Here is a 26,051-nt window from a genome sequence, read left to right on the forward strand (position 1 = left end):
CCCGTCCGCTGAGCAACAACTCCTTCAAGCCCCACCTGCTGCGCCGGGCGATCACCCGCGCCCTCACCGACGTCACGGAGGCCTCATGAACCCGTCCCCGCTGGGCGGCTACATTTCCCGCATCGACGGTCGTGTCAAGACCACCGGCGTAGCCCGCTACCCCGCGGACTACCAGGAACCCGACCTGGCCCATGCCGTCCTGGTGTCGGCCACCATCGGGCTGGGCCAGGTCACTGCCATGGACACCGAGGCCGCCGCGCAGGCACCCGGCGTCATCGCCGTCTACACCCCGTTTGCCCCGTTGCCGCTGGAACCCGTTGCCGAGGGCGATCTCGGGGAGAACTACCGGCCGCTGCAGGACCAGGAGGTCCGGTTCCACGGTCAAGCCATCGGTGTGGTGGTCGCCGACACCTTCGAACATGCCCGCGACGCCGTGGCCATGATCGCCGTCGACTATGCGCCGCGCACCCCACGCACGTCGTTGGCCGATGCCGGGCCCGGCATCAGCATGCCGGCAGCACTGGGTAACAGAACCGAGTTGGCGCCCGGGGTCACCTCCATCGATGCGGCCCTGCGGGACAGCGAGATCACCGTCGACATCACCGTCAGCCAGCCGGCTCAGCATGCCGTCGCAATGGAACCACATGCTTCCCTTGCCATCTGGCGTAGCGACCAGCTGACGCTCTATACCGGCACCCAGTTTCCCGCTCGCGCCGTGCTCGGAGTCACCGGCGCCCTCGGGCTGCAGCCCGACCAGCTGCGGATCATCTCCACCTACGTCGGGGGTGGATTCGGCAGCCGCGTACTGCCGTGGTCGGACGCCCTGCTGGCCGCCGCAGCCGCGCGTGAGTTGGGTCGCCCGGTCCGGTTGGTGCTCAACCGCACCCAGGTGTTCAGCACCGTCGGACACCGGTCCGCGGTGCGCCAGCGGGTCCGATTGGGCGCCCGCACCGACGGGACACTCACCGCTGTCAGCCACGAGTCCGACGCCGAAGCCCCGGCGGTGGGTGGATGGCCGATGCGGACCGCCGCCGAGACCACCGCCGCGCTCTACCGCACCCCGAACCTGCACGTCGACCAGCGGCAGGTCACCCTGGACACGCCACCGACCTGGGCGATGCGCGCACCCAATGAGGCACCCGGAGCGTTCGCCATCGAAACGGCGATGGACGAACTGGCGGTGGCCACTGGCGTTGACCCGGTGGAGTTGCGGCTGCGCAACTACGCGACAACGCTGCCCGGTACGGATCGCCGGTGGACCAGCAAGAGGCTCGACGAGTGTTACCGGCTCGGGGCCATCCGATTCGGGTGGGATCGCCGCACCGCCACCCCCGCGACCAGCCGCGACGGCCAATGGCTGGTGGGGATGGGCATGGCCACGGCGATCTACCCGGCCGCCGGCCGGTCCGGCAATGCGGTGCAGGTGCGCTTCCGCGACGACGGCACCGTGCTCGCCACGACGGGCACCGTGGACATCGGCACGGGCGCGGCCACCGCGCTGGCGATCGTCGTCGCCGACGCGGTTGGGCTGCCGATGGACCGCGTTGTCACCGAGGTGGGTGACACCGCCCTGCCGCCAGGGGCCGGCTCCGTCGGCTCCCGCGCCACCGGCAGCATGGCGCCGACAGCGCGCACCGCCGCGCGCGCCGCGATCAGCAACCTCGTCGAGGTGGCCACGACCGATCCGGACTCCCCGCTGTCCGGAGCGCAGACACCGGTGTCCTACGAAGCCGGCACTCTGCGATCGGCCAATGCGGAGGTCGCGTTCGCCGATCTGCTCCGTGGGACGGGAACCTCGGAGATCAGTGCCACCCACAGCGACGCCGACACCTTGCCGGGGAATTTCGCCGCGCACGGCTTCGGCGCCCATTTCTGCGAGGTGCGGGTCAACTCGTTCACCGGCGAAACCCGCGTGGCCAGGTTCACCACCGTCGTCGACATCGGTCGGGTGATCAACGCCAAGACCGCCCGCAGCCAGGTGGTCGGCGGTGTCATCTTCGGCATCGGGCACGCCCTGCTGGAGGCCGACCCCATCGAGCCCTCCGGCCGGCTGGCGGCGGCCAACCTCGCCGACTACATGATTCCCGTCAACGCCGACGTGCCCTTCATCGACGCGGTCTGCCTCGATGGCGACGACCCCGACTTCAGTGACGTCGGCGCCCGCGGCGTCGGCGAACTCGGCACCGTCGGCTCGGCCGCCGCGATCGGCAACGCCGTGTTCAACGCGACCGGTATCCGCATCCACGACCTGCCGATCCACCCAGAAGATCTGCTGCGCTGAAAGGTTCATGACATGACGTCGATCCGCGACACCGACGCCCCGGCCAGCAGGTCCTCGACGCGCAGTGGTGGAGTCCTCGGTGCCGCCAATCGATGGCTGGGAGTTGTGCTGGTGACGCTGCTGTGCGTCAGCGGCCTGCAATTTGTCCTCTACATCGCGCTGACCTACATCGCCCGATTGTTCGACGGTGATCTGCAGCAGTGGAACAACGGCTTTTTGCCGGGCCTGTACTCACCCGACAATCTCGGTGCCAGCGGCTCGATCGGCCTGCACTTCGTGACCGGAGCGGTGGTGATGCTGCTGGGCTGCATCCAGCTGGTACCGATGATCCGGGCCCGTTGGCCGGTGGTGCACCGGTGGGTCGGGCGGCTGTATGTGGCGACCGCTGGGCTGACGGCGGTCGGCGGTCTGGGCTTCATCGTGCTGCAACGCACCATCGGCGGCATCATGATGGACATCGGCTTCGGCGTCTACGGCCTGCTGATGATTCTCTCTGCTGTGCAAGCCATCCGATATGCCCGGGCCCGGGACTTCGATCGGCACCGCGCCTGGGCGGTGCGATTGTTTGCCCTGGTGATCGCGTCCTGGCTTTACCGGATGCAGTACGGGCTGGCGAGCCTGGTCGAATTCGACGGTAGGACAGTTGATTTCCGAGGCTGGTTCGATTTCACGATGGACTTCTTCTTCTACCTCCCCAACCTGGTGATCGCCGAGCTGTACCTGCGGGCGCGGCAAGCGCACAGTTCAGCGGCAGTGCGCAGCATGGCGGTGGCCGCGCTGCTGTTGTCGGTGATCGTCGTCGCGGGCGGGGCCTGGATTCAGGTGCAGCGGCTGTAGCTGCCCTAATCCGTCGATCATCGACGCGGCTCCGAACCAGAGCCCGGCCGCCGCGAGCCCGATGTTTCGATCATCGTGAAGTTGGGAATCAGAACCCGCCATGACAACATCGCCGCCGCCCGAAGACCTTCGCGGGCTTCACCTCCACGAGTGGACGAGCGGAAATGCCGTGGTCCTGGCCGCCGCCGGAAATGTGGACATGGCCTCCGCACCTGCGCTGGCAGATCACGTCGGCCGCGTCTTGCGTCGGCGCCCAGCCACCTTTATCACCGACTTCACCGATGTGCGCTTCCTGGCGACTGCGGGGATGAGCATCTTGATGGAGGCAGACCGCCGCAGCCAAGAAGTCCTGACGTCATTTCGAGTTGTTGCTGCCGGGAAGGTCACCGCGCGACCGATGCAGCTGCTGGGTATCGACGGCCTGTTGGACATGTACCCGACGGTGGCGGCCGCGCTACGCGGCTCTCAAGACCGCAGGGTCCAATACTGCTGCAGCACTCTCTTTTTCAGTCACACAATCGGGGCGGACTGCTGACGACACCGGGGGTTCGCCGCACTCAGAACCACACGGAAAGGACTGGGATGACGGTGGCGGCAGAAGTCGACTGGACGATTTTTCCCGGCAAGGGAATTGGGAAACTCGAGTTCGGCATGTCTGCGACGCAGGTGGACGCACTCTCGCACACCTACGGTGCTGTCACAGGTCGGATGAACGACCAAATCTCCGACGAGATCCTGCGCGGCTCGCTGGAGAAGTTCGGCGGCGCGATGACTGACGAGGAAAAGCAGTCCCTCATCGCCGCCTGCGCAGAGAGTGGCCCATCCGCTGACAGCGTGACCGAAACACGGGGCGATCCGGGCCTCGTTCTGGGATATCAGGCTGACCGCCTTGCCGAGATCATGTCGGCGGAAGGGCAGCGCCCGTTGTTTCTCGAGGGCAAGGACATCTTCTCGCTCAGCGGGCTGGAGCTGCTGACACTGTTGGAGCGGCTCAACGGCGGCCCCGGGCGGTATGCCAGCACCGAAGCAGCCTTCGACAACCTCGCCATCTCGGTGGCAGGATTCTGCGTCACCGATCGGGCTGCGGGCGTGCAGATGCTGGACAAAGCCGACGAGCGCTTCCAAGGGCGCACGGTGATGTTGCGGTCAGAGCCCTATCGGCCTGAGGACGGGATCGACAGCTTCGTCACCCATTCTGTTCTGGGGTGACTCTCTGTCGTCAGTGTCAGGGATCAACCGAAGCCACTGTCAGGCATCACCCGACGTAATACAAAAACCTTGTGGGGCGGGCGGGGCTCGAACCCGCGACCAAGGGATTATGAGTCCCCGGCTCTAACCAACTGAGCTACCGCCCCTTGACGCAGCTGCGCGGCCGCTATTTTCGCATGCGGCCGCGCAACCACGCCAAGGCGGTCAGTCGATACGGGCGGAAATCGAGGTCGACGGTTTCCAGGCCAGCGCGCCGACCACCAATCCGACAAACGGAATCGCGGCCAACACCACACTCAATCCCAGGCTGCCCCCGGTGACCAGGGTGAAGTTCGACAGCACCAGCCACAGGCTGCACAGCAGGCCGAGCACCGCCAGCGCAGGCGCGATGCGCGTCTGCCAAGGTTTGCCCGACACCTCGCCGTGGTTGCGGACGAAGAACACCAGCACCGCAATCGACGTCGTGAGCATCAGGGTCACCATGCCGACGGTGGCCACGCCGGCCATCGAGCCGAACACTCCCACCAGCGGATCGATGCCCAGCACTGCCAGGATGGCGACGATCACCGTGGCCGTCGCGGTCTGCACCAGAGACGAAAATGCCGGCGACTGATGGCGGCCGTGCACGGCGGCCAGCCGCTGCGGCAGCATGCCCTTGCGGGCCAGCACAAACTGGTACCGCGCGATCACGTTGTGGAACGACAGCACGCAGGCGAACAAACTGGTCAGCAGCAGCACGTTGACGATGTCGCGGCCGAGGGTGCCCAGCATGACGCCGGTGGTGTCCAGCAGCATGTTGCCCTCACCGTCGAGGGTCTGCTGCGCCACGGCGGTCACATTGTCGGGTCCGATCGCCACGACAAACGCCCACACGGTCAGTGCATAGAACCCGCCGATGATCAGCACCGCGGCGTACGTCGCCCGCGGGATCGTCTTTTCCGGGTCGCGCGCCTCGTCACGGAACACCGCCGTGGCCTCGAATCCGATGAACCCCGTCAGCGCAAACAAGATGGCGATGCCGAGGGTGCCCTGCGTGAACACCGCCGGATCGAAGGAGGTGAACGTGATACCGGCCGGGCCGGGTTTGGCGACCATCACCAGGTCGAGTACCACTACGATGCCGATCTCGAGGGCCAGCGCCACCCCGAGCACCTTGGCGGACAGCTCGATGTGCCGGTAACCCAGCACGGCGACGATCGCCAAAACCACCAACGAGTAGAGCGGCCACGGCAATTCGGGGCCACCGTAGAAGCCCACGGTGTCGCTGATGGCCCAGCCGATGTAGCCGTAGATGCCGATCTGGATGGCGGTGTAGGCGATCAGCGCCACCACCGCGATGCCTTTACCCATCCGCTCCCCGAGCCCCACGGTGACGTAGGAGAAGAACGCCCCGGCCTCGGGAACATACGGCGTCATCGCCACGAAACCCACGCTGAACACCAGCAGGACCAGCGCCGCGATCACAAACCCGACGGGTGCGCCTGCGCCGTTACCCAGTCCCATCGCCAACGGCATGTTGCCGCCGATCACCGTCAGCGGGGCGGCCGCGGCGACGACCATGAAGACGATGCCGATCGGGCCGAGATGCCCGGTGAGGCGGCGCTCCCCGGTCTTGGTGGTGGTCATGAGGTCTCCTGGAGTGCTGATGTGAGTAGGTGGTGGTCAAGTGCATGAGCGGTGTAACCCTTGTGGCCGGTCACGGTTTGGGCGGCCACCACGGCGTTGATGATGGCCTCCTCGGTGGCCTCGATGGTCAGGTCGAACAACAGGTCCATCAACTGCGGGCCGACCATGCGCAGCGGTATCTCCTGCGGAAGCTCGGTCTTGGCGTCGACCGCGCCGTAGGGCGGGATACCGCGGTTGCCGGTGGAGAACGCCAGCATCAGGTCGCCGCTGTACTGCTCGCCGGTGCCGCCGAGACGCCCGACTGCCAGCGCCGATCGCTGTGCCAGCCGCTGGCATTGATGCGGCAGCAACGGCGCGTCGGTGGCGACGATGACGATGATGGACCCGGAGCCCGGCCGGTATCCCGGCGGATAGGCCGGCAGTGGAATCTGTGCGTCGCCGATCTTCTCCCCGACGGGCACCCCGTTGATCCGAAACCGTTCGCGGCGTCCGTGATTGGCCTGTACCAGGACACCGACGGTGTAGTCCTTCACCCGGGATGCGGTGCCGATGCCGCCCTTGAACTCGTGGCAGATCATCCCGGTGCCGCCGCCGACATTGCCTTCAGCCACCGCACCGGCGGAAGCCTGCGCCAGCGCTGCGCGCACATGCTCGGGGCGGACGTGAAATCCGTTGATGTCGTTGAGAAATCCGTCATAGGTCTCCCCCACCACCGGCAACGACCAGTACAGGCCATCGCCGCGCACCCGCACCTGCTCGGCGACCAACTCGTCGCGCACCACACCCACGCTGTGGGTGTTGGTCAGTCCGATGGCGCTGGTGAGCTCGCCGGATTCACGGATCCACTCGAGGCCGGTCAGCTCGCCGCTGCCGTTGAGGACGTGCGAGCCGGCGAACACCGGCTCGGTCCAGATGTCGTCATGCGGGACGACAACCGTCACCCCGGTGTTCACTCCGTCGCCCTGAAGGGTGGTGTGTCCGACGCGGACCCCGGCCACGTCGGTGATGGCGTTGACCGGCCCTGGCTGGTGCTGGCCGATGATGATTCCGAGCTCTCTGGCACGCATTGGCTTCTTCTCGTTCAAGAGTTATTTTCCGAATTGGAAAAGAACTATGCGCCCGGGTGAGCCACAACGCAACAGGAACGGCAAAATTAGTTGAAACACGTGGGAAGGAGTCAGCCGATGGGACGGCCGAACCGGCAGATCGAGCGACGCGGCGAAATCCTGGATGCCGCGATCTCCCTGATCGAGCGCCACGACCTGGCCACGCTCAAGCTTGCCGACGTCGCCGCCGAGTTGGGCCTGACCACCAACGCGGTGCGGTACTACTTCAAAGACATCCCGGAGCTGCTCTCGGAGCTGGCGCTGCGCTCCGATGACCGGTTCTACGACAAACGCCTGCAACTGGGCACCCAGACCGACAACCTCGCGACCCAGCTGGCACTGACCATCGCTGCCGGCCTGCCCAGCGGCCCCGAGGACGCCGAGTGGCGCGCGATCTGGCGGGCCGTGCTGGCGGCCGGCTTCGAACTCGACCAGCGCCGCGACGTCCAGGGCATCTACCACCGGCAGGTCGACCTCTACACCGACCTGCTGACCGCCGGGGCCGAAGCCGGGGTGTTCACGCTGAGCTCCCCCGCTCGCGACGTGGCGATGACCCTGATGTCGATGGAGGACTACTTCGGCTACCGGATCGTCGCCCGCGACCCGGAGATCAGCCGCGCCACCGCCCTGCGACTGATGCGCCAGTACGCCGAGTTGGCCACGAGAACTCGGCTGCCAGACACGGCATGACCGGCCCAGACACCGGGCTCGGTTTGAAGATCCCCGAAACGGCAATTCTTTTCCGGCAAGCAATCTGCGACGAATCGGGGTCCACATGATCGTGCTCGGTGTCATCCTTCTCTTGATCGGCTACTTCACCAGTTTGTCGATCCTCTACACCATCGGCGGCATTCTCCTTGTTGTCGGGGTTGTGCTGTGGATTCTCGGCGCGGCGGGCCGACCCGTCGGCGGACGAAAAGTCTGGTTCTAGACCGACACCCGCGATGTGACTGTCCGGCGGCGGCTACGCATACGGCTTTTGGCCGTAGCGGGGTCGCCGCCGGATCGAGTTGTGACAACTCACAAAACAGCCTGCCGGCAGCGCGCTGCCGGCACCCATATGACAAAGCCATCGAGGCGGGGTAGGTTACCTAGGTCACAATCGAATAGCCGTTGATGCGTGGCGGGAGAGTCTCGAATCACCGAGGCGCCGTAGGAGCAATATCCTCCCCAGGAATCTCTCAGGCCCCAGTACCGCTGCGCGAAGGCAACTCTGGAGACAGGCAATCCACATCAGCCTGACCGAAGGTGTACGGCGCATGTCACAAACGCGCCAGATCTCTCAGGTTTCAGGACAGAGCGGGGAGTTCCGATTCGCCATGGCCACCCACCGCGGTGACCTGAACTTGGAGGAACTTCCGTGCCCACTCACGCACCATTCGACACCCACGAGCGACAGCTCCTGGAGTTCACGCCGGCTTGGGTTCCCTACGGCGGCCCACCCGAGGATCTTTCCTACCTCGAATTCGGCACGACGTCCGCCGCCGTGGAGGACCGATTCTGCAGCCTGGTGGCCGCCCACGCCGAACGGCTACCGTGTCTGCCGCGCGCCGACCGCGCCCTCCTCGCCGACGCCCTGGCCAGCGTCGGAGCCTGACCTTGACCATCACGCCCAGCTCCCCTACGGTGGAGTCACCATTGATATATCACCTGTCGATCAGAAATGGCCGGTTCACGAGGACGGTGCCCCAGTGACCATCAGTGTGTTCGACCTGTTCTCGATCGGCATCGGACCATCGAGTTCACACACCGTCGGCCCGATGCGCGCCGCCGCGCGGTTCATCGCCGACCTACGCACCCTGGGCGCCCTCGACGACGCCCGCGACATCCGGGTGGATCTGTACGGCTCGCTGGCCGCCACCGGCGCGGGCCACGGCACGATGACCGCGGTGCTGCTGGGCTTGGAGGGGTTGCGCCCCGAGGAGATCCAGACCGAGGAGATGGAGCACCGCATCGCCACGATGCGAGCCACCGGACACATCAACCTCGGTGGCGCACAAGAGATTGCACTCACCGAAGCCGATTTTGCCCTCCGGCCGCTGACCATGCTGCCGTTTCATCCCAACGGCATGACGATCACCGCCATACGCCCTGACGGCACCGTGCTGCACAGCGAAACCTACTTCTCCATCGGCGGCGGGTTTGTGGTCACCGAAGCCGAAAGCCGTCACACCGCGACCGCGACAACCACATCTGGAAACGGGTTCAGCTCGGCCAAAGAGATGCTCGACCTGTGCCACCAACAGGACTGCAGCATCCACCAATTGATGCTGGGCATCGAAAGCGCCACCAGGACCGAAACCGAGATTCGCCGGCGCCTCCTGCACATCCGCGACGTGATGGTGGAATGCGAGCAACGCGGTATCGACCGGGAAGGCTTCCTGCCCGGCGCACTGCAGGTCCGCCGCCGCGCCAAGGACTGGTTCCAGCGTCTCAACGAGGAAGATCCCCAACGACTTCCAGAGTTCGCCGAAGACTGGGTCAACCTGGTCGCACTGGCCGTCAACGAGGAGAATGCCTCGGGCGGACGCATCGTCACCGCACCGACCAACGGTGCGGCCGGCATCGTCCCCGCGGTGCTGCACTACGCGATGCACTACACCCCGGCCGGCCACGCTGATCGCGACGAGACCACTGTCCGCTTCCTGCTCACCGCCGGCGCCATCGGCTCGCTGTACAAGGAACGCGCATCCATCTCCGGGGCCGAGGTCGGCTGCCAGGGGGAAGTCGGCTCAGCGGCGTCGATGGCCGCCGCCGGTCTGGCCGAAATACTCGGCGGCACACCCGAACAGGTGGAAAACGCCGCCGAGATCGCCATGGAACACAGCCTGGGCCTGACCTGCGATCCGATCGAAGGCCTGGTGCAGATCCCCTGCATCGAACGCAATGCGATCTCAGCGGGCAAAGCAATCAACGCCGCCCGGATGGCGCTGCGCGGCGACGGCACCCATCGGGTCAGCCTCGATCAGGTGATCGAAACCATGCGGACAACCGGCGCGGACATGCATTCCAAATACAAGGAGACCAGCACCGGCGGCCTCGCGGTCAATGTGCCGGTGAACTACATCGAGTGCTGACCGGCAGTTCACCCGACTCAAAAGGCATCGGCTCCGGTTTTCCAACCGGAGCCGATGCCTTTTGCCGATCTAGTGTGCAAGCTTGGCTTTGAGCCAATCGTGGAACGCGCCGATGTGGTGCTCACTGGGTACCAGCACTCCGCCGTCGCGGTAGGTACGCGAATCCATCGCCGGCTGACAACGCTCACAGGCGTCGAAATCCTGTTGGTTGACCCGATGGAACAATTCCACCGATCGGCTGACATCGCGCCCGGATTCGACGACGTCCGGCAGGTACAGCCAGTCGCATTCCACGACGGTGTGATCAGCGGCCAGCGGGAACATCCGGTGGATGATCACATGGTCGGGCACCAGGTTGACAAACACCTGCGGACGCACGGTGATCGCGTAGTAACGCCGGTCCTGATCCTCGGAGATGCCGGGGATCACGTCCAGACCCTCCGACCCGTCGATGGTGAATCCCTGGACATCGGAGCCGAATTCAGCGCCGTGACCGACGTAGTACTGCGCGGCGTAGCCGTCGGCGAACTCCGGCAACACCTCGGTCAGCTCGGGGTGGATGGTGGCGCAGTGGTAGCACTCCATGAAGTTCTCGATGATGAGCTTCCAGTTGGCCTTGACGTCGTAGACGATGCGCCGGCCCAGACTCAGGTCCGCAATGCTGTAGTGGTCGATGGACTCGACATCACCGAGCCGGTCGACGATCTCCTGCATGACCGTCTCCTCGAAGGACGGCGGCTCGTCGCCCAGGCACACCCACACATATCCCAGCCACTCGCGGACCTCGATCTTTTGCAGGCCGAATTCGGTGCGATCGACATCGGGCATCTTGGTCAGGTTCGGCGCGGCGATCAGCTTGCCGTCGAGGTCGTAAGTCCAGGCGTGGTAGGGGCATTGGAACGCACGCTTGACCTCACCGGACCCCTCGGTGCACAGCCGGGCACCCCGGTGCCGACACACGTTGTAAAAAGCGCGGACCTCACCTTTGCGCGACCGGGTGACCAGCACACTCTCCCGCCCCACCTGCACGGTCTTGAAGGCACCCGGACCGGCCAGGTCAGCAGATCGGACCACACAGAACCACATGGTCTCGAAGATTCTCTCCTGCTCGAGGGAGAAGACGCCCGGGTCGGTGTAATAGTGTCCAGGCAGCGTCGAGATGAGGCTTTCCGGCAGGCTGGGTGCTGCGGTTGTCATGCGTTGCTCCTGGGTGTTCGTGGCGAAATGAACTGGATGAGTGGAGTTTTCAAACTGTTGCCGGCGTCGCGGCGATCTGGCGCCGTAGCCGGTTGAACAGCCGGGGCTGATCGACCGCGAGAACGGCCACCAGTTGGCCGTCGCGGCGATAGGTGGCGACAAAGCACCGGGTTTCGCAGTTGCCTTCTTCGATGGTGACGACATCACCGGGGCGGGCCAGGCCGGCGAATTGGATGCGGGCGCCGTACTGATCGGACCAGAAGTACGGGGCCTTGGCCGCAGCGCCCTGATGGCTGCCGCCGGCAAGCAGCGCCGCCACCGCGATCGCCGGTCGTTCCAGGGCGCCGGTCCAATGCTCAACACGATGCACCGCTCCGATCGAGGGGTCATACCAGGCGGCGCAGTCGCCGACCCCGACCACATTGGGGATGGCCGTCTCCCCTCCGGCACCACAGATGACGCCGTTGCCGAGGTCGAGTCCGCAGTCCCGCAGCCACTCGATGTTGGGGATACCACCAATGCCGACCACCACCACATCGGCGGGCAGGGTGCGTCCGTCGGCGAGTTCGACGCCGGTGACCCGGTCGCTGCCCACGATCCGTGACACCCCGACGCCGCACACCAGGGTGGTGCCGTGCGCGACATGCGCACCGGCGATCACGGCACCGAGCTGGGCACCGAGTTGAACCGCCAGCGGAGCGGGAGCCGCTTCGACGACGGTGACGTCCAGCCCCAATTTGCGGGCGGTGGAGGCGACTTCGGCTCCGATGAAGCCCGCGCCGATCACCACCAGGCGCGCACCGGGTCGCAGTTCCTGACGCAAGGCGACGGCGTCGTCGATGGTGCGAATGACGTGCACGCCGGCCAGGTCGTCGCAGCCGGGCCAGCGGCGCGCCCGTGATCCGGTGGCCAACACCACGCCGTCGACGGGGACCCGTGAACCGTCGGCGAGTTCGATCTCACCGGAACTGCAGTCCAGGCGGGTCGCAGCGGCACCGAGCACCCAGCCCGCGTCCAGGTCGTCATCGTCGGCTTCGAGAGCGAGGTCGGCCTCGCTCAAGGAGCCGGCCAGGAATTCTTTGGACAGCGGCGGACGGTCGTAGGGCCGGCGTGCCTCATTCCCGATCACCGTGAGGCGCCCGTCGAACCCCTGGGCGCGCAGCGCCCGGGCCGCAGACAGCCCCGCCAGCGAGGCCCCGACGACGGCGACATGCCTCATCGGCTGGATCCTTCGTCGAGCCGGGCCCGGATATCGGGCGGCAGATTCGGCTTGTCGGCACTGAGCTCGACATAGATCACGTCACCACAGATCTCGACGACGTGAGTGCGCACCGGAAGCTTGGCCGGCGGGGCGTCGACCGCTCCGGTACGGAGATTGAAACGCGAAGCGTGCAAAGGGCATTCGACCTCACAGCCCTCGAGCCAGCCGTCCGCCAGGGAAGCATCCTGGTGCGAACAGGTGTCATCGATGGCCAACACCTCGCCGTCCTCGGTGTGAAACACGGCGATGGGTGGCACGGTCGCGACCCGGCGGGACTCCCCCGGAGGCAGGTCAGCCAAGGGACAGATCTCGAGCATCCGCGGACCTTTCGTTCGTGGCGCTTTAGTGCGTAGTACGCAACTTGATTCGCATTACGCAACAGTGTGGGCATGGTCACACTGCTGGTCAAGTGGTGCCGGCTGTCTATTTGCTGTCAATTTCACGCCGGACCCGGCGCCGCCTCCTCCCCATCGACAGTGGCGTCCCCGGAGCGGCGAAGTGGAGCAATGCCGGTGCCGCAGATCGTGTGCGGTTCCGGTTTGCCTGTCGATGAGGCGACCCGGCCGAAGCCGGGCCACCCCAACCGTCAGTGGCGTTTGGCGGGCAGACCCCGCTGCAGATCGGCCACCAACGGGTCACGCCGGATATCGAGATAGAGCGAGACGCACATTCCGATCATCACAACCACAAATGGCGCCGCCACGATGATGGTCATGGTCTGGAGTCCGTTGAGCGCGTCGTCGCCGCCGGCCCACAGCAACAGGGCCGCCACGGCTCCGGTGCTCAGCCCCCAGAACGCCATGGCCCACCGGGTCGGATGCAGACAGCCGCGTTGCGAGAGCGTGCCCATGACCATCGAAGCAGCGTCGGCACCGGAGACGAAGAAGATGGCCACGAGCGCCATCACCAGCAGCGACGACAGCGCCGCCAGCGGCAAGTGGTCCAGCATCCCGAACAGTGTCGACTCGGGTTCGCCGGTGCCGTACAAGTCGATACCGTCGCGCTGCTGGCCGATTGCCGAACCCCCGAAGATCACAAACCACAACAGGCTCACGGTCGTCGGAATCAGGATGACGCCGACGACAAACTGCCGGATGGTGCGCCCCCGGCTGATCCGGGCCAGGAACATCCCGACAAACGGGGTCCACGAGATCCACCAGGCCCAGTAGAAGATGGTCCACGACGACAGCCAGGTTTCGGTCTCGGATCCGGCGGCGGCCGACCGCGCGGACATCGACGCCAGATTGGCGGCATAGTCACCCAGCGCAGTCGGTATGAGGTTGAGGATCAGGACCGTGGGACCGGCGACGAACACGAAGACCGCCAAGGTCAGCGCCAGCACCATGTTGATGTTGGACAGCCACTGGATCCCCCGGGAGACACCGGAGACAGCGGAGGCCACGAAGGCCAGCGTCAGCACCGCGACCACCGCAACCAGCAGCAGCGTGGTCGCCTGACCGACCCAACCCAGCACCTCGATGCCGGAACCGATCTGCAGCGCGCCCAGACCCAGCGAGGCTGCGGTGCCGAACATCGTGGCGAAGATGGCGAGGATGTCGATCACCTTCCCGATCGGGCCCTCCACCCGCTTGCGCCCGAACAGCGGAATGAATGCGGAGCTGATGAGCTGCCGCCGCCCCATCCGGTACGTGCCGTACGCAATCGACAGACCGACCACCGCGTACATCGACCACGGATGGAAGCCCCAATGGAACAGTGCGGTGGCCAACGCCGTTCCCGCCGCCGAATCAGCAAGGCCCGGAGGCGGTTTGACAAAGTGCGTCAACGGCTCCGTCACACCCCAGAAGATGAGACCGATACCCATTCCGGCGCTGAACATCATCGCGATCCAACTGACGGTGTGGAATTCCGGTTTCTCACCGTCAGCACCGAGTGGAATCCGCCCGTACCTACTCATCGCAAGCCAAATGGCAAACAGCACAAAGGCTGTCGCCGACAAGATGAACAACCAGCCGAGGTTGCCGACCACCCAGTTCAGAATTGCCGACATGGTGCCGGCAAATCCGGTGGCGTCGATCAGACCCCACGACAGGATGCCCACCACGAAGGCGGCCGTCAGGCCGAAGACCAGCCAGTCGGTGACCGGTCGTTGAGAGTGCAGCGGGATATCGGGTTCGACCACGCCCTCATCGAGCGTCGAATCGAACGGCGTGCGTACTTCGGTTTCCAGAGGGTTTTCTTGTTGTGCTGTCACATCAGCCTCCTGGGGCGGGGAACGCCGGGATCAGATCGGAGCGGGACCTGTGCGGTCCGACTGTGGAGGTGGGGCCGACGCCAAAAATGCGGGCGATACTTCCTCTCGCGGCAGCCCACACAGCGCCTGGATGAGCCGACAAGCCCCAATTCGGGACAAACATGCAGCTCAGCCTGTTAGCGACCCGATGTTAGGTAAATCACACCTGACCGCTGCTGTGATATATTAGACCGCGTCGTCCTGATACGCGACTGCTCGACAGGAAGTAATTCTGACCAATGAGGCGCACCCACTCACGAGCTGGCCGAACAGCGAGAGCCAGGGAAGAAACTGCCGCAGATCCCCCGATCGAGACCGGCCCAGATCAGGGCCGCTGATAGCCCATCCGACGAGCAATCTCGGCGGCAGCCGACACGACAGCCGGGGCAACGTCGCGGGTGCGCTCCACGGTGAGTCGATACGCCGGACCCGACACACTCAGAGCGGCGACCACCACTCCGGCGTGATCGCGGATCGGCGCCGCAACGGCGTTGAGACCCTCTTCGAATTCACCGAGCGACACCACGTACCCGTCACCGGGCACGGCGGCGAGCTGCTTTTCGAGCGCGTCGACAGAGGTCAGCGTGTTCGCGGTGAAGCGCTGCAGACCGGCCGCTTCCAGGAGCGCCCGGCGCGTATGCGCCGCGGTGAACGCCAGCAGGGCCTTGCCGCTCGATGTGGCATGCAGCGGCGTCGGCTGACCAACCCAGTTGTGGGTCCCGATGGCCGACGGGCCGCGAGCTTCCACGATGTTGATCACGTAATGAGATTGCAGGACAGCAATGTTCACCGTGTCCCCGAGCTGGACCGCAAGCTCCTCGCAGACGTCACGCCCTTGTTCGGTCACGTCCAGGCGACTGGGCATGGCGTTGGCCAAGCGCAGGATTCCGAATCCGAGCCGATACTTGCCACGATCGGCCACCTGCTCGACCAGCTCACCGAGCTCCAGGGCGCCGAGCAGCCGGAACGCCGTTGATTTGTGCACACCCAGTTCTGCCGCGACATCGGTGACGCCCACCTCACCATCCCGGGCGAGGATCTCCAGAGTGGCAACCGCACGATCGACCGACTGCACGCCACTGGCAGCCGGTACCCGTTCTGAGCGAACGTTGCTCATACCGCAACACTATCCAACAGCCGTATTCCATTGAAGTTTCCCCCTACGCAACGTGTTGCATTATCTGCTTCCGAGGGGTTGACCTGCGTCACACTCGCGTCGTATTTTTGGTATATCAGTTGTCGATCAATATCGGTCACGCGGTCTCACAACACCGATACCGGCACACCGCTCCTCTGACGTCCTCGAGCTAGGAGACCCTTTCATGGCATCCCCCCGCGTAGTGATCATCGGCGCCGGCATCGTCGGCACCAACCTGGCCGACGAGCTGACCTCCCGCGGCTGGACCGACGTGACCGTCGTCGACCAGGGCCCTCTGCCGTTGACCGGCGGTTCGACATCTCACGCACCGGGGCTTGTCTTCCAGACCACCCCGTCCAAGACCATGACCGCGCTGGCCAGCTACACCGTCGAGAAGTTCCTCTCCCTGGAGGTCGACGGGCAGTGGTGCTTCAACCAGGTGGGCGGTCTGGAAGTCGCGACCACCGAAGCGCGACTGGCCGAGCTGCACCGCCGACAGGGCTGGGCCACCTCATGGGGAGTCGACGCGCGGGTGATCGATCCCGAAGAATGCGCCAAGGTGCACCAACTGCTGGACCCGAGCCGAATCCTCGGCGGGCTCTACGTCGAATCCGACGGTCTGGCCAAGGCCTCACGGGCAGTTGTGGCACTGACCAGGCGCGCCGAGAGCCGCGGCGCGGTGTTCCGGGGTTCGACGAAGGTCACCGGGGTCGAGCACAGCGGCGGCAAGGTCACCGGGGTGAGCATCTCCAACGGCACCATCCCCGCCGACATCGTGGTGTCCTGCGGCGGATTCTGGGGCCCGGCCCTCGGCGAATTGATCGGAATGGACGTCCCGCTACTGCCGCTGGCCCATCAGTACGCCAAGACCAGCGTGCTGCCGGAGCTCCTCGGCCGAAACACCGAAGCCACCGAAGCCGGTTTCCCGATCCTGCGCCATCAGGACCAAGACCTCTATTTCCGCGAACACGTCGACCGGTTGGGCATCGGCTCCTACGCACACCGCCCGATGCCCGTCGACCTGCGTGAGCTTCCCGGCGGCGAGATCACCGCCGACGCCATGCCGTCGATGCTGGCGTTCACCGAAGAAGACTTCGCACCGGCTTGGCAGCACTGCCAGCAACTGCTACCTTGCCTGGAAACCGCAAGTGTTGCTGAAGGATTCAACGGAATCTTCTCCTTCACCCCGGATGGCGGCCCACTGATCGGCGAGTCTGCCGACGTCTCCGGATTCTGGATTGCCGAAGCTGTATGGGTCACACATTCCGCGGGGGTCGCCCGTGCGGTGGCCCAGCTGCTGACCGACGGTCGATCCGAAATCGAGCTGCACGGCTGCGACGTCCACCGCTTCGAGCAGGTCCAGCTGGACCCCGACTACGTCAGCGAAACCGCGCAACAGAACTTCGTGGAGATCTACGACATCCTCCACCCGCTGCAGCCGCGCGAGTTCCGGCGTGATCTTCGGGTCAGCCCGTTCCACGTCCGGCAGCAGGAGCTCGGGGCGATGTTCCTGGAAAACCACGGCTGGGAGCGGCCACACTGGTTCGAATCCAACGCGGCTCTGGTGGAACAGCTTCCGGACGAATGGCGGCCGCCGGCCCGAGACGAGTGGTCAGCCAAGTTCCACTCCCCCATCGCCGCGGTCGAGGCATGGAAGACGCGCACCGCGGTGGCGCTCTACGACATGACACCGCTGAAACGGCTGGAGATCTCCGGGCCGGGTGCGCTCGCCCTGCTGGAACGCCTCACCACCGCAAAGATGGACAAGTCGGTGGGTGCGGTGACCTACGCCCTGGCCCTCGACGGATCCGGCGGTGTCCGCAGCGATCTCACGGTGGCCCGGCTCGGAGCTGACATCTTCCAGGTGGGCGCCAACGGCAACCTGGATCTCGACTACTTCCGCCGGCAGGCGCCCACCGACGGCAGTGTCACCATCCGCGACATCACCGGCGCCACTTGCTGTATCGGGGTGTGGGGCCCGAGAGCCCGTGATCTGGTGTCGGCGTTGAGCCGCGACGACCTGTCCAACGAATCGTTCAAATACTTCCGGTCCAAGCAAGTTCGCATCGGCGGCGTCCCGGTGACCGCGATGCGCTTGTCCTATGTAGGTGAACTCGGCTGGGAGCTCTACACCACCGCCGACCACGGGCTCCGGCTGTGGGATGCACTGTGGGCCGAGGGCCAGAAGCACGGCGTGATCGCCGCGGGTCGCGCCGCCTTCAACAGCCTGCGCATGGAAAAGGGCTACCGGTCCTGGGGCACCGATATGACCACCGAGCACAACCCCTACGAGGCCGGACTGGGTTTTGCGGTGCGGCTACAGAAAGACGGCTTCCTCGGCCGGGATGCGCTGGACGGCATGTCCGACGAGACAGTGACAAAACGACTGTCCTGCTTGACCATCGACGACGGTCAGACAGTGGTGCTGGGTTCGGAGCCGGTGTTCCTCGACGGGGTACCGGTCGGGTACGTCACCAGCGCCGCATTCGGCCACACCGTCGGCACCCCGATCGCGTACGCCTGGCTGCCCGCCGGCACCGGTGTGGGCACCAGCGTGGAGATCCAGTACTTCGACCGGCGGGTCAAGGCCACTGTGGTCGCCGAGCCGCTGGTCGACCCCGAGATGCAGAAAATCCGGTCATGACCACAGTCCTCGACTACCTCGACGCGCTCGCCGACAAGGTTCCGGCCCCCGGGGGCGGCGCCGTCGCCGCGGTCCACCTGGCACAGGCGGCGGCCCTGGTCGCCATGGTGGCCCGCTACACCACCGGTCCGCGGTTCGCCGAGCACCAGGACCTGGTGACGATGATCTGCGAACACGCCGACGCCACCCGCGCCACCGCCCTGCAGCTGATGAGTGCGGACATGGCGGCCTTCACCGGTGTCATCGCTGCCTACAAGCTGCCCAAGACCACCAAAGCCGAAGCAGACCTGCGCACCGCCGCGATCAGTGCCGCAGCCACTCGGGCCGCCACCGTGCCCGCCGATGTCGCCGAAGCCGCCGGCGAGGTGGTGACGCTGGCCGAACAGCTCCTACCCGTGGCGAACAGCAATGTGATCAGCGATGTCGCCGCCGCGGCCGACGCCGCCCGCGCCGCGGCCACCACAGCACGCGTCAACGTCGAGATCAACTTGCCCAGCATCACCGACGACGGGACACGCAGCGCGCTGCTGTCCAGGATCGCCGGCATCGACCAGCTGATGTCACGCGCCGACGGGATCACCGAACACGTTCGAAAGGCTCTCACTGCATGAGCACCACCAGAATCCTCGACGGTAAGGCACTCGCGGCCGGCATCCGCGCCGAGGTCACCGCCCGGGCGGCAACCCTGACCGCACAGGGTGTTCGGCCCACGCTCGCGGTCGTGACGGCAACCGACGACGAGTCGACGGCGTGGTATGTGCGCTCGATCGCCAATGCTGCGCGCACCGCCGGAATAGCCTGCGACACCGTTGACCTCGGCCCGAACACCTCCCATGCCGAGATCTTGTCGGCGCTGACGGCATTGAGCCACGATCCCGACGTGCACGGCATCATCTTGCAGACGCCCTTGCCGTCCGGTACCGATCTGCCGACACTGCGCGACGCGATCTCCCCCACCAAGGACATCGACGGCGCCAACTCCGTCAGCCTCGGACGGCTACTGGCTCAGCAGCCGTCGTTTGCACCGGCCACCGCGCAGGCGGTGATGACCCTGCTCGACCACCACGGCATCGACCTGCGCGCCCGCCGGGTGGCCGTCGTCGGCAGGTCCATCGTGGTGGGCACCCCGGTGGCAAACCTGTTGGTACAACGTGATGCAACGGTGACGTTGTGCCATCGCCATACCCCGGATCTGGCCGCCAGCACCCGCGAAGCAGACATCGTCGTCGTCGCTGTCGGAATCCCCGGACTCATCACCGCCAAACACGTCGGTAGGGGCGCGATGATCATCGACGTCGGAACCACCGCCACCGCGGACGGACGCCTGCTCGGCGACGTGGACGCCACGGCAGTCGACGGCCGTGCCGGCGGCCTGACCCCGGTACCCGGCGGAATCGGACCCGTCACGACTGCTCTCCTACTTGCCAATACCACCACCGCCGCCGCGGCCACCATGGACAACCGCACCCGCGCAGCCGATCTCGTCACCACCGCCCGCTGACGGCCCGCCCTTTCCTTCCAGGAGACACTCAATGACCCAGCACTTCACCTTGACTGTGAGCTGCCCGCAGCGCCCCGGGATCATCCACGCCGTCAGCTCATTCCTGTTCTCGCGGCGCTGCGACATCGCCGAACATCAGCAGTTCGACGACACCGGTAGCCAGGCGTTCTTCCTCCGCACCACCTTCGCCTGCGCCGACGACATCGACATCACCGAGCTCACCGAACAGTTCGCCACCGTCGCATCCGGGTTCGGGATGACGTTCCGGATCGACGACAGCAGTTTGCCGCGGGTGGTCGTGATGGTCTCGAAGATGGGGCACTGCCTCAACGACCTCATCTTCCGGTGGCGTGCAGGCACTCTCGGTGGCGAACTCGTGGCCGTGGTGTCCAATCACGAAACGCTGCGGCCGATGGCCGAAGCGGCGGGGTTGCCGTTCACCCACATCCCGGTGACCCCGACCACCAAGGCGGAGGCCGAAGCCGAACTGCTGGCACTGGTCGACGAATACCAAGGCGACCTGGTGGTGCTGGCGCGCTACATGCAGGTGCTCTCCGATGAGGCCTGCCAGGCGCTGCAAGGTCGCGCCATCAACATCCACCACTCGTTCCTGCCCGGCTTCAAAGGCGCCAAGCCCTACCACCAGGCCTACGACCGCGGCGTCAAGCTGGTCGGTGCGACGGCACATTACGTGACACCGGATCTCGACGAGGGCCCGATCATCGAGCAGGAAGTCATCCGGATCGACCACTCCTACAACGCAACCCGGCTGGCCACCGTGGGTCAGGACGCCGAGGCCCTGGCGCTGTCGCGGGCCGTGCGCTGGCACTGTGAGAACCGGGTGCTGCTACACGGGCATCGCACGGTGGTCTTCAGCTGACCACCCACCACGTGGGCTCTCACGCACAAGGTTGCCAACCGCCACTGGAGAGGGGCGGGCAGCGCGCGGGCCATCCCGCGCGTGGCAACCGGTGAGAGTCCCGATCGGGCGGCCCTCATGCCATGGGGGCCGCCCGATTTCACGGCCCGCGCGACACTGTCACACGACGGCGCGCACCGACTCCTCGAACCCGATGACGTGCTCACGAGCGATATCGGCGGCGGCATCGCCGTCACCACGGGCGATGGTGCGCAACAGCTCGGTGTGCTCGCTGACGTGGTTGGCCACGGTGGGAAGGCGGTCCAGGAACAGGCAGAAGATCCGGGTGGCCAGGTTGTCGTAACGGACCAGGACGTCTTCCAGATGCGGGTTGCCCGCGGCGCGATAGATGGCCCGATGCACCGTCAGATCCCAGCGCATCAGCTCGTTGCGGCTGATGCCGGCGATATCGAGGGCGCCCGTGCGATCGGCCAGGTGCAGCAGGTGCGTGCGGAGCTCGGGTGAGGCGGCCTCGGCCGCGGTACGGGCAGCGACCGGTTCCAGATTCACCCGGATCTGCGAGATATGGCGCAGGTCAGCCACGTCCACACCAGTGGCGAAGGTACCGCGGCGCGGGTAGGAGACCACCAGCCGGTCGGCCTCCAGCCGCTTGAGCGCCTCCCGGACCGGGGTCCGACCGAACTGCAGTGAGCCGGCGAGTTCACTTTCGACGATCGCCTCGTTGGGGCGGATGTCGAGCATGATCAGCTTGTCCCGGATCGCGATGTAAGCACGGTCTGCAAAAGACATGCTGTCGAGGTCGTCCTCGAACACCTCTACACCCACAACCGTCACGGCGATCGAATCCTCCCGACTCAGACAATGCGCTCACGGCAGCCATGGCCGTGTCGAAGCGATGATATATCAGTATGCACCGCAGTGGACCGGATGTGCGTGTCTTGGTTTGCCATCGACTCCCCTTGGCCGCCGTTTCGGACCCACCTCAGAGACAGTCGCGGATGGCCCGTTCGAACCCGGTCACATGCTCGAGGGCGAGCGCGGCCGCGCGGTCGGCATCGCCGGCCAGGATCGCTTCCAGCAGGGCGGTGTGTTCACGCACATGACCGGCGATGTCGGGCAGCCGGTCCAGGAACAGGCACCAGATCCGGGTGGCATGGCCATCCAAGCTGACCAGGATTTGCTCCAGATGCGGATTGCCGGAGGCCCGGTAGATCTCCCGGTGCACGCGGACATCGCGGCGCAAGATGTCCCGCTGATCGTCGTCGTCACCGATTGCGGCGATGACGTCGACCAGTTCTGCCAGCCGGGCCCGCGACTCCGGGGGCGCGCTGCGAGCAGCTCGCGCCGCCGCGGTGGGTTCGAGCTGTTTGCGGATCTCGGAGATATCGGCCAGATCGGTCATGTCGACCGGAGCGGCGAACGTGCCCCGACGGGGATAGGCGATCACCAGACGCTCCCGCTCGAGCCGTTTGAGCGCCTCGCGCACCGGTGTCCGACCGAGTTGCAGTTCGGCGGCGACCTGATCGTCGTCGATGGGTGCTCCAGGCCGGATGTCGAGCAGGACAAGTCGCTCACGCACCAGCTCATAAGCCCGGTCGGCGTTGGTCTCGGCACCCGCAGCGGTGCCGTTGATCGAAGAGTTCGTCACCGACATCTCAACCCACCCTCCTGACCCATTGACGTTTGTCGCGATCTGATCCTATCCTAGTCGCACATTGATATATGAGTCCCGCTCCACTGGGAGTCCAGGAAGGTGGCCAATGCCGATCGACACCGCCGTGCCGTCCCCCGTCGGTAGCGTCAACCCGATTCTCGGTGAGTCGCTTGCCGATCTCGACCCCGCAGTGCACGCCGCCATCGCCGACGAACTCGATCGTCAGGAAAGCACCCTGGAGATGATCGCGAGCGAGAACTTCGCGCCGCTGGCGGTCATGCAGGCCCAAGGGTCGGTCCTGACCAACAAATACGCCGAGGGCTACCCCGGCCGGCGCTACTACGGCGGCTGTGAGCACGTCGACGTCATCGAGCAGCTTGCCATCGACCGACTGACCGAACTGTTCGGCGCCAGATACGCCAACGTCCAACCACATTCGGGAGCTCAGGCCAACGCCTCGGCGATGGCCGCGCTGCTGAGCCCCGGCGACACCCTCCTGGGACTGGCGCTGCCCCACGGCGGGCACCTCACCCACGGGATGAAACTCAACTTCTCCGGCAAGCTGTACGACGTCGCGGCCTACCACGTCACCGAGGACACCCACCGCGTCGACATGGCCGAAGTGGAACGGCTGGCCAAGGAACGTCGACCCAAGCTCATCATGGCCGGCTGGTCGGCCTACCCGCGCCAACTGGACTTCGCCGAATTCCGGCGCATCGCCGACGAGGTGGACGCCTACCTGATGGTGGACATGGCCCACTTCGCCGGTCTGGTCGCCGCCGGACTACATCCGTCGCCGGTCCCGCACGCCCACGTCGTCACCTCGACCACCCACAAGACTCTCGGCGGCCCGCGCGGCGGGATCATCCTGACCAACGACGAGGCGCTGGCCAAGAAGTTCAACTCCTCGGTGTTCCCCGGCCAGCAGGGCGGCCCGCTCGAACACGTCATCGCCGCCAAGGCGGTGTCGTTCAAACTCGCCGCCGAACCGGCCTTCCGGGAACGCCAGCAACGTACCCTCGACGGCGCCCGCATCCTGGCCGAGCGTCTGCTGCAGCAGGATTCGCGCCGCGCGGGAATCAGCGTGGTCTCCGGCGGCACCGACGTGCACCTGGTGCTGGTCGATCTTCGCGACTCCGAACTCGACGGCAAGCAGGCCGAGGACCGGCTGCACCGCGTCGGCATCACGGTGAACCGCAACGCCGTCCCGTTCGATCCCCGCCCGCCGATGGTCAGCTCGGGTGTGAGGATCGGCACCGCCGCCCTGGCCACCCGTGGCTTCGACCTCGAGGCGTTCACCGAGGTCGCCGACGTCATCAGCCACGCGCTGCGACCCGACACCGACGACGCCGCACTCGGGGGGCTACGCGAACGCGTCGTCGCGCTGGCTCGGCGTTTTCCCCTCTACCCGGGCCTGAAGTCGGCTGCGCTGGAAGGAAACACGCTGTGAGCACACCCCCCGGTGCACACCTGCCCGACCACCCCGAGTTCCTCTGGCGGACCCCGGACCCGAAGAAGTCCTACGACGTCGTGATCGTCGGCGGCGGCGGACACGGCCTGGCGACAGCACACTACCTGGCCCAAAACCACGGCATCACCAATGTCGCGGTCCTCGAACGCGGCTGGCTGGCCGGCGGCAACATGGCCCGCAACACCACCTTGATCCGGTCGAACTACCTGTGGGACGAGAGCGCCCGCATCTACGAGCACGCACTGAAGCTCTGGGAGGGCCTCGAAGAAGACCTCGACTACCCCATCCTGTTCAGCCAGCGTGGGGTGTTGAACCTGGCCCACAGCCTGCAAGATGTGCGCGACAGCGTCCGGCGCGTGGAAGCCAACCGGCTCAACGGAATCGACGCCCAATGGGTCGACCCCGACGAGGTCAAGAAGCTCTGCCCCATCGTCAACGTCTCCAGCGACATCCGCTACCCGGTGCTGGGCGCGACCTACCAGCCGCGAGCCGGGATCGCCAAACACGATTACGTGGCATGGGGATTCGCCCGGCGCGCCGACCAATCCGGAATCGACATCATCCAGAACTGCGAGGTCACCGGCTTCACCACCGACGGCGACCGGGTGATCGGGGTGCAAACCACCCGCGGCGACATCGCCGCCGGACAGGTGGCGCTGTGCGCCGCCGGACACACCTCCACCCTCACCGACATGCTGGGCATCCGCACCCCACTGCAAAGCCATCCCCTGCAGGCACTGGTATCAGAACTGCTCGAGCCCGTGCACCCCACCGTCGTGATGTCGAACGCCGTACACGTCTACGTATCGCAGGCGCACAAGGGCGAACTGGTGATGGGTGCCGGCGTCGACTCCTACAACGGGTACGGCCAGCGCGGCGCATTCCACATCATCGAACGCCAGATGGCCGCCGCGGTGGAACTGTTTCCCGTCTTCGCCCGCGCCCACCTGCTGCGCACCTGGGCCGGCATCGTCGACGTCTGCCCCGACGCCTCACCGATCGTCGGGCGGACACCGTACGAGAACCTCTACCTCAACGCCGGTTGGGGCACCGGCGGATTCAAAGCCACCCCCGGCATCGGGTGGTGCCTGGCCGACACCATCGCCAACGACCGACCGCACGAGTTCATCGCCCCGTTCAGCCTCGACCGTTTTGTCACCGGCGCGCTGGTCGACGAGCACGGTGCTGCCGGCGTCGCCCACTGAATTCTTCCCCCACCGGAATTCCTCACCTACAGGAGCCCGACCATGCAACTCATCGAATGCCCGTGGTGCGGGCCGCGCGAGGAGACCGAATTCCATTACGGCGGTGAGGCTCACATCCCCTACCCGCCAGACCCTGCGGCTCTCGACGACGAGCAGTGGGCCCACTATGTGTTCTTCCGCCACAACCCGAAGGGCCGCTTCGCAGAACGGTGGAGCCACAGCGCCGGTTGCCGCCGCTGGTTCAACGCCATCCGAGACACCGCCACCTACCGATTCGAGCGGGTGTACCGCCTCGACGAGCAGAAGCCGACCATCTGATGACCGCATCCTTTCGCAGCGCCGACGGTGGCCGCATCGACCGCGACACCCGGCTCACCTTCACCTTCAACGACCGAGAGCTGACCGGCCACCGCGGTGACACCTTGGCCTCGGCGCTACTGGCCAACGGGGTCCATCAGGTGAGCACCAGCATCAAGCTGGGCCGGCCACGCGGGTTCACCGCCGCCTGGGCCGAGGACACCGGTGGTCTGGTCCAGATGGAGCACCCGTTCCCCGAGCCGATGTTGTTGGCCACCACCATCGAACTGTTCGACGGCCTGGTGGCGCGCGGCATTCCCGGACAGGGCCGGTTGGCCGAAGTCGCCGACACCGCCCGCTACGACGCCACCCACGTGCACACCGACGTGCTGGTGGTCGGTGCGGGCCCGGCC

The 26,051-nt window shown here is 65.9% G+C and carries 25 protein-coding genes, 1 tRNA gene and 2 riboswitches; of the genes, 16 read left to right on the forward strand and 10 right to left on the reverse strand.

Features of this window, described 5'->3' with window-relative positions:
* Nucleotides 1–85 precede the first annotated feature (85 nt).
* The 4 genes from WBB07_RS24470 (at nucleotide 86) to WBB07_RS24485 (ending at nucleotide 4,327) form a co-directional block, all read left to right on the forward strand.
* Nucleotides 86–2,281, forward strand: coding sequence for a xanthine dehydrogenase family protein molybdopterin-binding subunit (locus WBB07_RS24470; RefSeq protein WP_526311438.1), 2,196 nt, complete (start codon nucleotides 86–88; stop codon nucleotides 2,279–2,281).
* A 12-nt stretch (nucleotides 2,282–2,293) separates the two neighbouring features.
* On the forward strand, nucleotides 2,294–3,118 hold the full coding sequence (locus WBB07_RS24475) for a DUF2306 domain-containing protein (protein ID WP_526311440.1): 825 nt from the start codon (nucleotides 2,294–2,296) through the stop codon (nucleotides 3,116–3,118).
* A gap of 100 nt (nucleotides 3,119–3,218) precedes the next feature.
* Nucleotides 3,219–3,653, forward strand: a complete 435-nt coding sequence (locus WBB07_RS24480) for an STAS domain-containing protein (RefSeq protein WP_526311442.1) — start codon at nucleotides 3,219–3,221, stop codon at nucleotides 3,651–3,653.
* 47 nt (nucleotides 3,654–3,700) lie between these two features.
* Nucleotides 3,701–4,327, forward strand: coding sequence for a hypothetical protein (locus tag WBB07_RS24485; RefSeq protein WP_526311444.1), 627 nt, complete (start codon nucleotides 3,701–3,703; stop codon nucleotides 4,325–4,327).
* A 72-nt stretch (nucleotides 4,328–4,399) separates the two neighbouring features.
* Here the strand turns inward: WBB07_RS24485 and WBB07_RS24490 are convergent.
* The 3 genes from WBB07_RS24490 to WBB07_RS24500 form a co-directional block, all read right to left on the reverse strand.
* Nucleotides 4,400–4,473 (reverse strand) — tRNA-Ile (locus WBB07_RS24490).
* A gap of 58 nt (nucleotides 4,474–4,531) precedes the next feature.
* The gene (locus tag WBB07_RS24495; protein ID WP_526311446.1) at nucleotides 4,532–5,953 is read right to left on the reverse strand and encodes an amino acid permease; all 1,422 of its coding nucleotides are present in this window, start codon (nucleotides 5,951–5,953) and stop codon (nucleotides 4,532–4,534) included.
* The gene (locus WBB07_RS24500) at nucleotides 5,950–7,020 is read right to left on the reverse strand and encodes a DmpA family aminopeptidase (protein WP_526311448.1); all 1,071 of its coding nucleotides are present in this window, start codon (nucleotides 7,018–7,020) and stop codon (nucleotides 5,950–5,952) included. The genes WBB07_RS24495 and WBB07_RS24500 overlap by 4 nt, the downstream gene beginning before the upstream one ends.
* 117 nt (nucleotides 7,021–7,137) lie before the next feature.
* Between WBB07_RS24500 and WBB07_RS24505 the strand changes: the two genes are divergently transcribed.
* The 4 genes from WBB07_RS24505 to WBB07_RS24520 all read left to right on the forward strand — a co-directional run bounded on the left by WBB07_RS24505 (nucleotide 7,138) and on the right by WBB07_RS24520 (nucleotide 10,136).
* The gene (locus WBB07_RS24505) at nucleotides 7,138–7,749 is read left to right on the forward strand and encodes a TetR/AcrR family transcriptional regulator (protein ID WP_526311450.1); all 612 of its coding nucleotides are present in this window, start codon (nucleotides 7,138–7,140) and stop codon (nucleotides 7,747–7,749) included.
* A gap of 85 nt (nucleotides 7,750–7,834) precedes the next feature.
* A complete protein-coding gene (locus tag WBB07_RS24510; RefSeq protein ID WP_526311452.1) occupies nucleotides 7,835–7,990 on the forward strand; it encodes a hypothetical protein in 156 nt (51 codons plus the stop codon).
* A 183-nt stretch (nucleotides 7,991–8,173) separates the two neighbouring features.
* A riboswitch (glycine riboswitch) is annotated at nucleotides 8,174–8,266 on the forward strand.
* A gap of 1 nt (nucleotide 8,267) precedes the next feature.
* A riboswitch (glycine riboswitch) is annotated at nucleotides 8,268–8,366 on the forward strand.
* Nucleotides 8,367–8,419: 53 nt separating this feature from the next.
* Nucleotides 8,420–8,656 carry a hypothetical protein gene (locus WBB07_RS24515; RefSeq protein WP_526311454.1) on the forward strand — a complete coding sequence of 79 codons (237 nt, stop codon included), beginning with the start codon at nucleotides 8,420–8,422 and terminating at the stop codon, nucleotides 8,654–8,656.
* A gap of 94 nt (nucleotides 8,657–8,750) precedes the next feature.
* Nucleotides 8,751–10,136 (forward strand): L-serine ammonia-lyase, encoded by a 1,386-nt coding sequence (locus WBB07_RS24520; RefSeq protein WP_526311456.1) that lies wholly within the window; start codon nucleotides 8,751–8,753, stop codon nucleotides 10,134–10,136.
* Nucleotides 10,137–10,205: 69 nt separating this feature from the next.
* Here WBB07_RS24520 and WBB07_RS24525 read toward each other — a convergent pair whose 3' ends face one another.
* From WBB07_RS24525 to WBB07_RS24545, 5 genes are all read right to left on the reverse strand, one after another.
* Nucleotides 10,206–11,333 (reverse strand): aromatic ring-hydroxylating oxygenase subunit alpha, encoded by a 1,128-nt coding sequence (locus WBB07_RS24525; RefSeq protein ID WP_526311458.1) that lies wholly within the window; start codon nucleotides 11,331–11,333, stop codon nucleotides 10,206–10,208.
* 49 nt (nucleotides 11,334–11,382) lie between these two features.
* A complete protein-coding gene (locus WBB07_RS24530) occupies nucleotides 11,383–12,552 on the reverse strand; it encodes an NAD(P)/FAD-dependent oxidoreductase (protein ID WP_526311460.1) in 1,170 nt (389 codons plus the stop codon).
* Nucleotides 12,549–12,911 carry a bifunctional 3-phenylpropionate/cinnamic acid dioxygenase ferredoxin subunit gene (locus WBB07_RS24535; RefSeq protein WP_526311462.1) on the reverse strand — a complete coding sequence of 121 codons (363 nt, stop codon included), beginning with the start codon at nucleotides 12,909–12,911 and terminating at the stop codon, nucleotides 12,549–12,551. The genes WBB07_RS24530 and WBB07_RS24535 overlap by 4 nt, the downstream gene beginning before the upstream one ends.
* Nucleotides 12,912–13,180: 269 nt before the next feature.
* A complete protein-coding gene (locus tag WBB07_RS24540; RefSeq protein ID WP_526311483.1) occupies nucleotides 13,181–14,737 on the reverse strand; it encodes a BCCT family transporter in 1,557 nt (518 codons plus the stop codon).
* Between the two features lie 436 nt (nucleotides 14,738–15,173).
* Entirely contained in the window at nucleotides 15,174–15,965 is a 792-nt protein-coding gene (locus WBB07_RS24545; RefSeq protein WP_526311464.1) for an IclR family transcriptional regulator, read from the reverse strand.
* Nucleotides 15,966–16,170: 205 nt separating this feature from the next.
* Between WBB07_RS24545 and WBB07_RS24550 the strand changes: the two genes are divergently transcribed.
* The 4 genes from WBB07_RS24550 to purU are packed head-to-tail and all read left to right on the forward strand — an operon-like array spanning nucleotide 16,171 to nucleotide 21,011.
* On the forward strand, nucleotides 16,171–18,630 hold the full coding sequence (locus WBB07_RS24550) for an FAD-dependent oxidoreductase (protein ID WP_526311466.1): 2,460 nt from the start codon (nucleotides 16,171–16,173) through the stop codon (nucleotides 18,628–18,630).
* A complete protein-coding gene (locus tag WBB07_RS24555; protein WP_526311467.1) occupies nucleotides 18,627–19,241 on the forward strand; it encodes a cyclodeaminase/cyclohydrolase family protein in 615 nt (204 codons plus the stop codon). Before WBB07_RS24550 ends, WBB07_RS24555 begins: the two co-directional genes overlap by 4 nt.
* Nucleotides 19,238–20,131, forward strand: a complete 894-nt coding sequence (locus tag WBB07_RS24560; RefSeq protein WP_526311469.1) for a bifunctional 5,10-methylenetetrahydrofolate dehydrogenase/5,10-methenyltetrahydrofolate cyclohydrolase — start codon at nucleotides 19,238–19,240, stop codon at nucleotides 20,129–20,131. Before WBB07_RS24555 ends, WBB07_RS24560 begins: the two co-directional genes overlap by 4 nt.
* A gap of 31 nt (nucleotides 20,132–20,162) precedes the next feature.
* Nucleotides 20,163–21,011, forward strand: a complete 849-nt coding sequence (gene purU, locus WBB07_RS24565; RefSeq protein ID WP_526311471.1) for a formyltetrahydrofolate deformylase — start codon at nucleotides 20,163–20,165, stop codon at nucleotides 21,009–21,011.
* 159 nt (nucleotides 21,012–21,170) lie between these two features.
* Here purU and WBB07_RS24570 read toward each other — a convergent pair whose 3' ends face one another.
* Both WBB07_RS24570 and WBB07_RS24575 read right to left on the reverse strand, forming a co-directional pair.
* Nucleotides 21,171–21,800 (reverse strand): GntR family transcriptional regulator, encoded by a 630-nt coding sequence (locus tag WBB07_RS24570; RefSeq protein ID WP_526311485.1) that lies wholly within the window; start codon nucleotides 21,798–21,800, stop codon nucleotides 21,171–21,173.
* A 193-nt stretch (nucleotides 21,801–21,993) separates the two neighbouring features.
* Complete coding sequence (locus WBB07_RS24575; protein WP_526311473.1) at nucleotides 21,994–22,665, reverse strand: GntR family transcriptional regulator; 672 nt, start codon at nucleotides 22,663–22,665, stop codon at nucleotides 21,994–21,996.
* A 106-nt stretch (nucleotides 22,666–22,771) separates the two neighbouring features.
* On the opposite strand from WBB07_RS24575, the gene glyA reads away from it, so the two are divergent.
* The 4 genes from glyA to WBB07_RS24595 form a co-directional block, all read left to right on the forward strand.
* Nucleotides 22,772–24,115, forward strand: a complete 1,344-nt coding sequence (gene glyA, locus WBB07_RS24580) for a serine hydroxymethyltransferase (RefSeq protein WP_526311475.1) — start codon at nucleotides 22,772–22,774, stop codon at nucleotides 24,113–24,115.
* Nucleotides 24,112–25,341: a sarcosine oxidase subunit beta family protein gene (locus tag WBB07_RS24585; RefSeq protein ID WP_526311477.1), complete on the forward strand. Its 1,230-nt coding sequence runs from the start codon at nucleotides 24,112–24,114 to the stop codon at nucleotides 25,339–25,341. Before glyA ends, WBB07_RS24585 begins: the two co-directional genes overlap by 4 nt.
* Before the next feature lie 42 nt (nucleotides 25,342–25,383).
* Nucleotides 25,384–25,659 carry a sarcosine oxidase subunit delta gene (locus WBB07_RS24590; RefSeq protein WP_526311479.1) on the forward strand — a complete coding sequence of 92 codons (276 nt, stop codon included), beginning with the start codon at nucleotides 25,384–25,386 and terminating at the stop codon, nucleotides 25,657–25,659.
* The coding region (locus WBB07_RS24595) for a 2Fe-2S iron-sulfur cluster-binding protein (RefSeq protein ID WP_526311481.1) at nucleotides 25,659–26,051 on the forward strand (393 nt) is incomplete at its 3' end. The genes WBB07_RS24590 and WBB07_RS24595, both read left to right, overlap by 1 nt.

The sequence above is a fragment of the Mycobacterium sp. genome, assembly GCF_049647605.1.
In the GTDB taxonomy this organism is placed as follows: Bacteria; Actinomycetota; Actinomycetes; order Mycobacteriales; family Mycobacteriaceae; genus Mycobacterium.

Coding starts and splice junctions, on each gene's coding strand:
- WBB07_RS24555 (WP_526311467.1), top strand. CDS start 18,627: ATGACCACAGTCCTCGACTACCTCGACGCGCTCGCCGACAAGGTTCCG.
- WBB07_RS24495 (WP_526311446.1), bottom strand. CDS start 5,953: ATGACCACCACCAAGACCGGGGAGCGCCGCCTCACCGGGCATCTCGGC.
- WBB07_RS24575 (WP_526311473.1), bottom strand. CDS start 22,665: ATGTCGGTGACGAACTCTTCGATCAACGGCACCGCTGCGGGTGCCGAG.
- WBB07_RS24550 (WP_526311466.1), top strand. CDS start 16,171: ATGGCATCCCCCCGCGTAGTGATCATCGGCGCCGGCATCGTCGGCACC.
- WBB07_RS24470 (WP_526311438.1), top strand. CDS start 86: ATGAACCCGTCCCCGCTGGGCGGCTACATTTCCCGCATCGACGGTCGT.
- glyA (WP_526311475.1), top strand. CDS start 22,772: ATGCCGATCGACACCGCCGTGCCGTCCCCCGTCGGTAGCGTCAACCCG.
- WBB07_RS24505 (WP_526311450.1), top strand. CDS start 7,138: ATGGGACGGCCGAACCGGCAGATCGAGCGACGCGGCGAAATCCTGGAT.
- WBB07_RS24480 (WP_526311442.1), top strand. CDS start 3,219: ATGACAACATCGCCGCCGCCCGAAGACCTTCGCGGGCTTCACCTCCAC.
- WBB07_RS24530 (WP_526311460.1), bottom strand. CDS start 12,552: ATGAGGCATGTCGCCGTCGTCGGGGCCTCGCTGGCGGGGCTGTCTGCG.
- WBB07_RS24485 (WP_526311444.1), top strand. CDS start 3,701: ATGACGGTGGCGGCAGAAGTCGACTGGACGATTTTTCCCGGCAAGGGA.
- WBB07_RS24570 (WP_526311485.1), bottom strand. CDS start 21,800: ATGTCTTTTGCAGACCGTGCTTACATCGCGATCCGGGACAAGCTGATC.
- WBB07_RS24500 (WP_526311448.1), bottom strand. CDS start 7,020: ATGCGTGCCAGAGAGCTCGGAATCATCATCGGCCAGCACCAGCCAGGG.
- WBB07_RS24560 (WP_526311469.1), top strand. CDS start 19,238: ATGAGCACCACCAGAATCCTCGACGGTAAGGCACTCGCGGCCGGCATC.
- WBB07_RS24525 (WP_526311458.1), bottom strand. CDS start 11,333: ATGACAACCGCAGCACCCAGCCTGCCGGAAAGCCTCATCTCGACGCTG.
- purU (WP_526311471.1), top strand. CDS start 20,163: ATGACCCAGCACTTCACCTTGACTGTGAGCTGCCCGCAGCGCCCCGGG.
- WBB07_RS24590 (WP_526311479.1), top strand. CDS start 25,384: ATGCAACTCATCGAATGCCCGTGGTGCGGGCCGCGCGAGGAGACCGAA.
- WBB07_RS24475 (WP_526311440.1), top strand. CDS start 2,294: ATGACGTCGATCCGCGACACCGACGCCCCGGCCAGCAGGTCCTCGACG.
- WBB07_RS24545 (WP_526311464.1), bottom strand. CDS start 15,965: ATGAGCAACGTTCGCTCAGAACGGGTACCGGCTGCCAGTGGCGTGCAG.
- WBB07_RS24535 (WP_526311462.1), bottom strand. CDS start 12,911: ATGCTCGAGATCTGTCCCTTGGCTGACCTGCCTCCGGGGGAGTCCCGC.
- WBB07_RS24510 (WP_526311452.1), top strand. CDS start 7,835: ATGATCGTGCTCGGTGTCATCCTTCTCTTGATCGGCTACTTCACCAGT.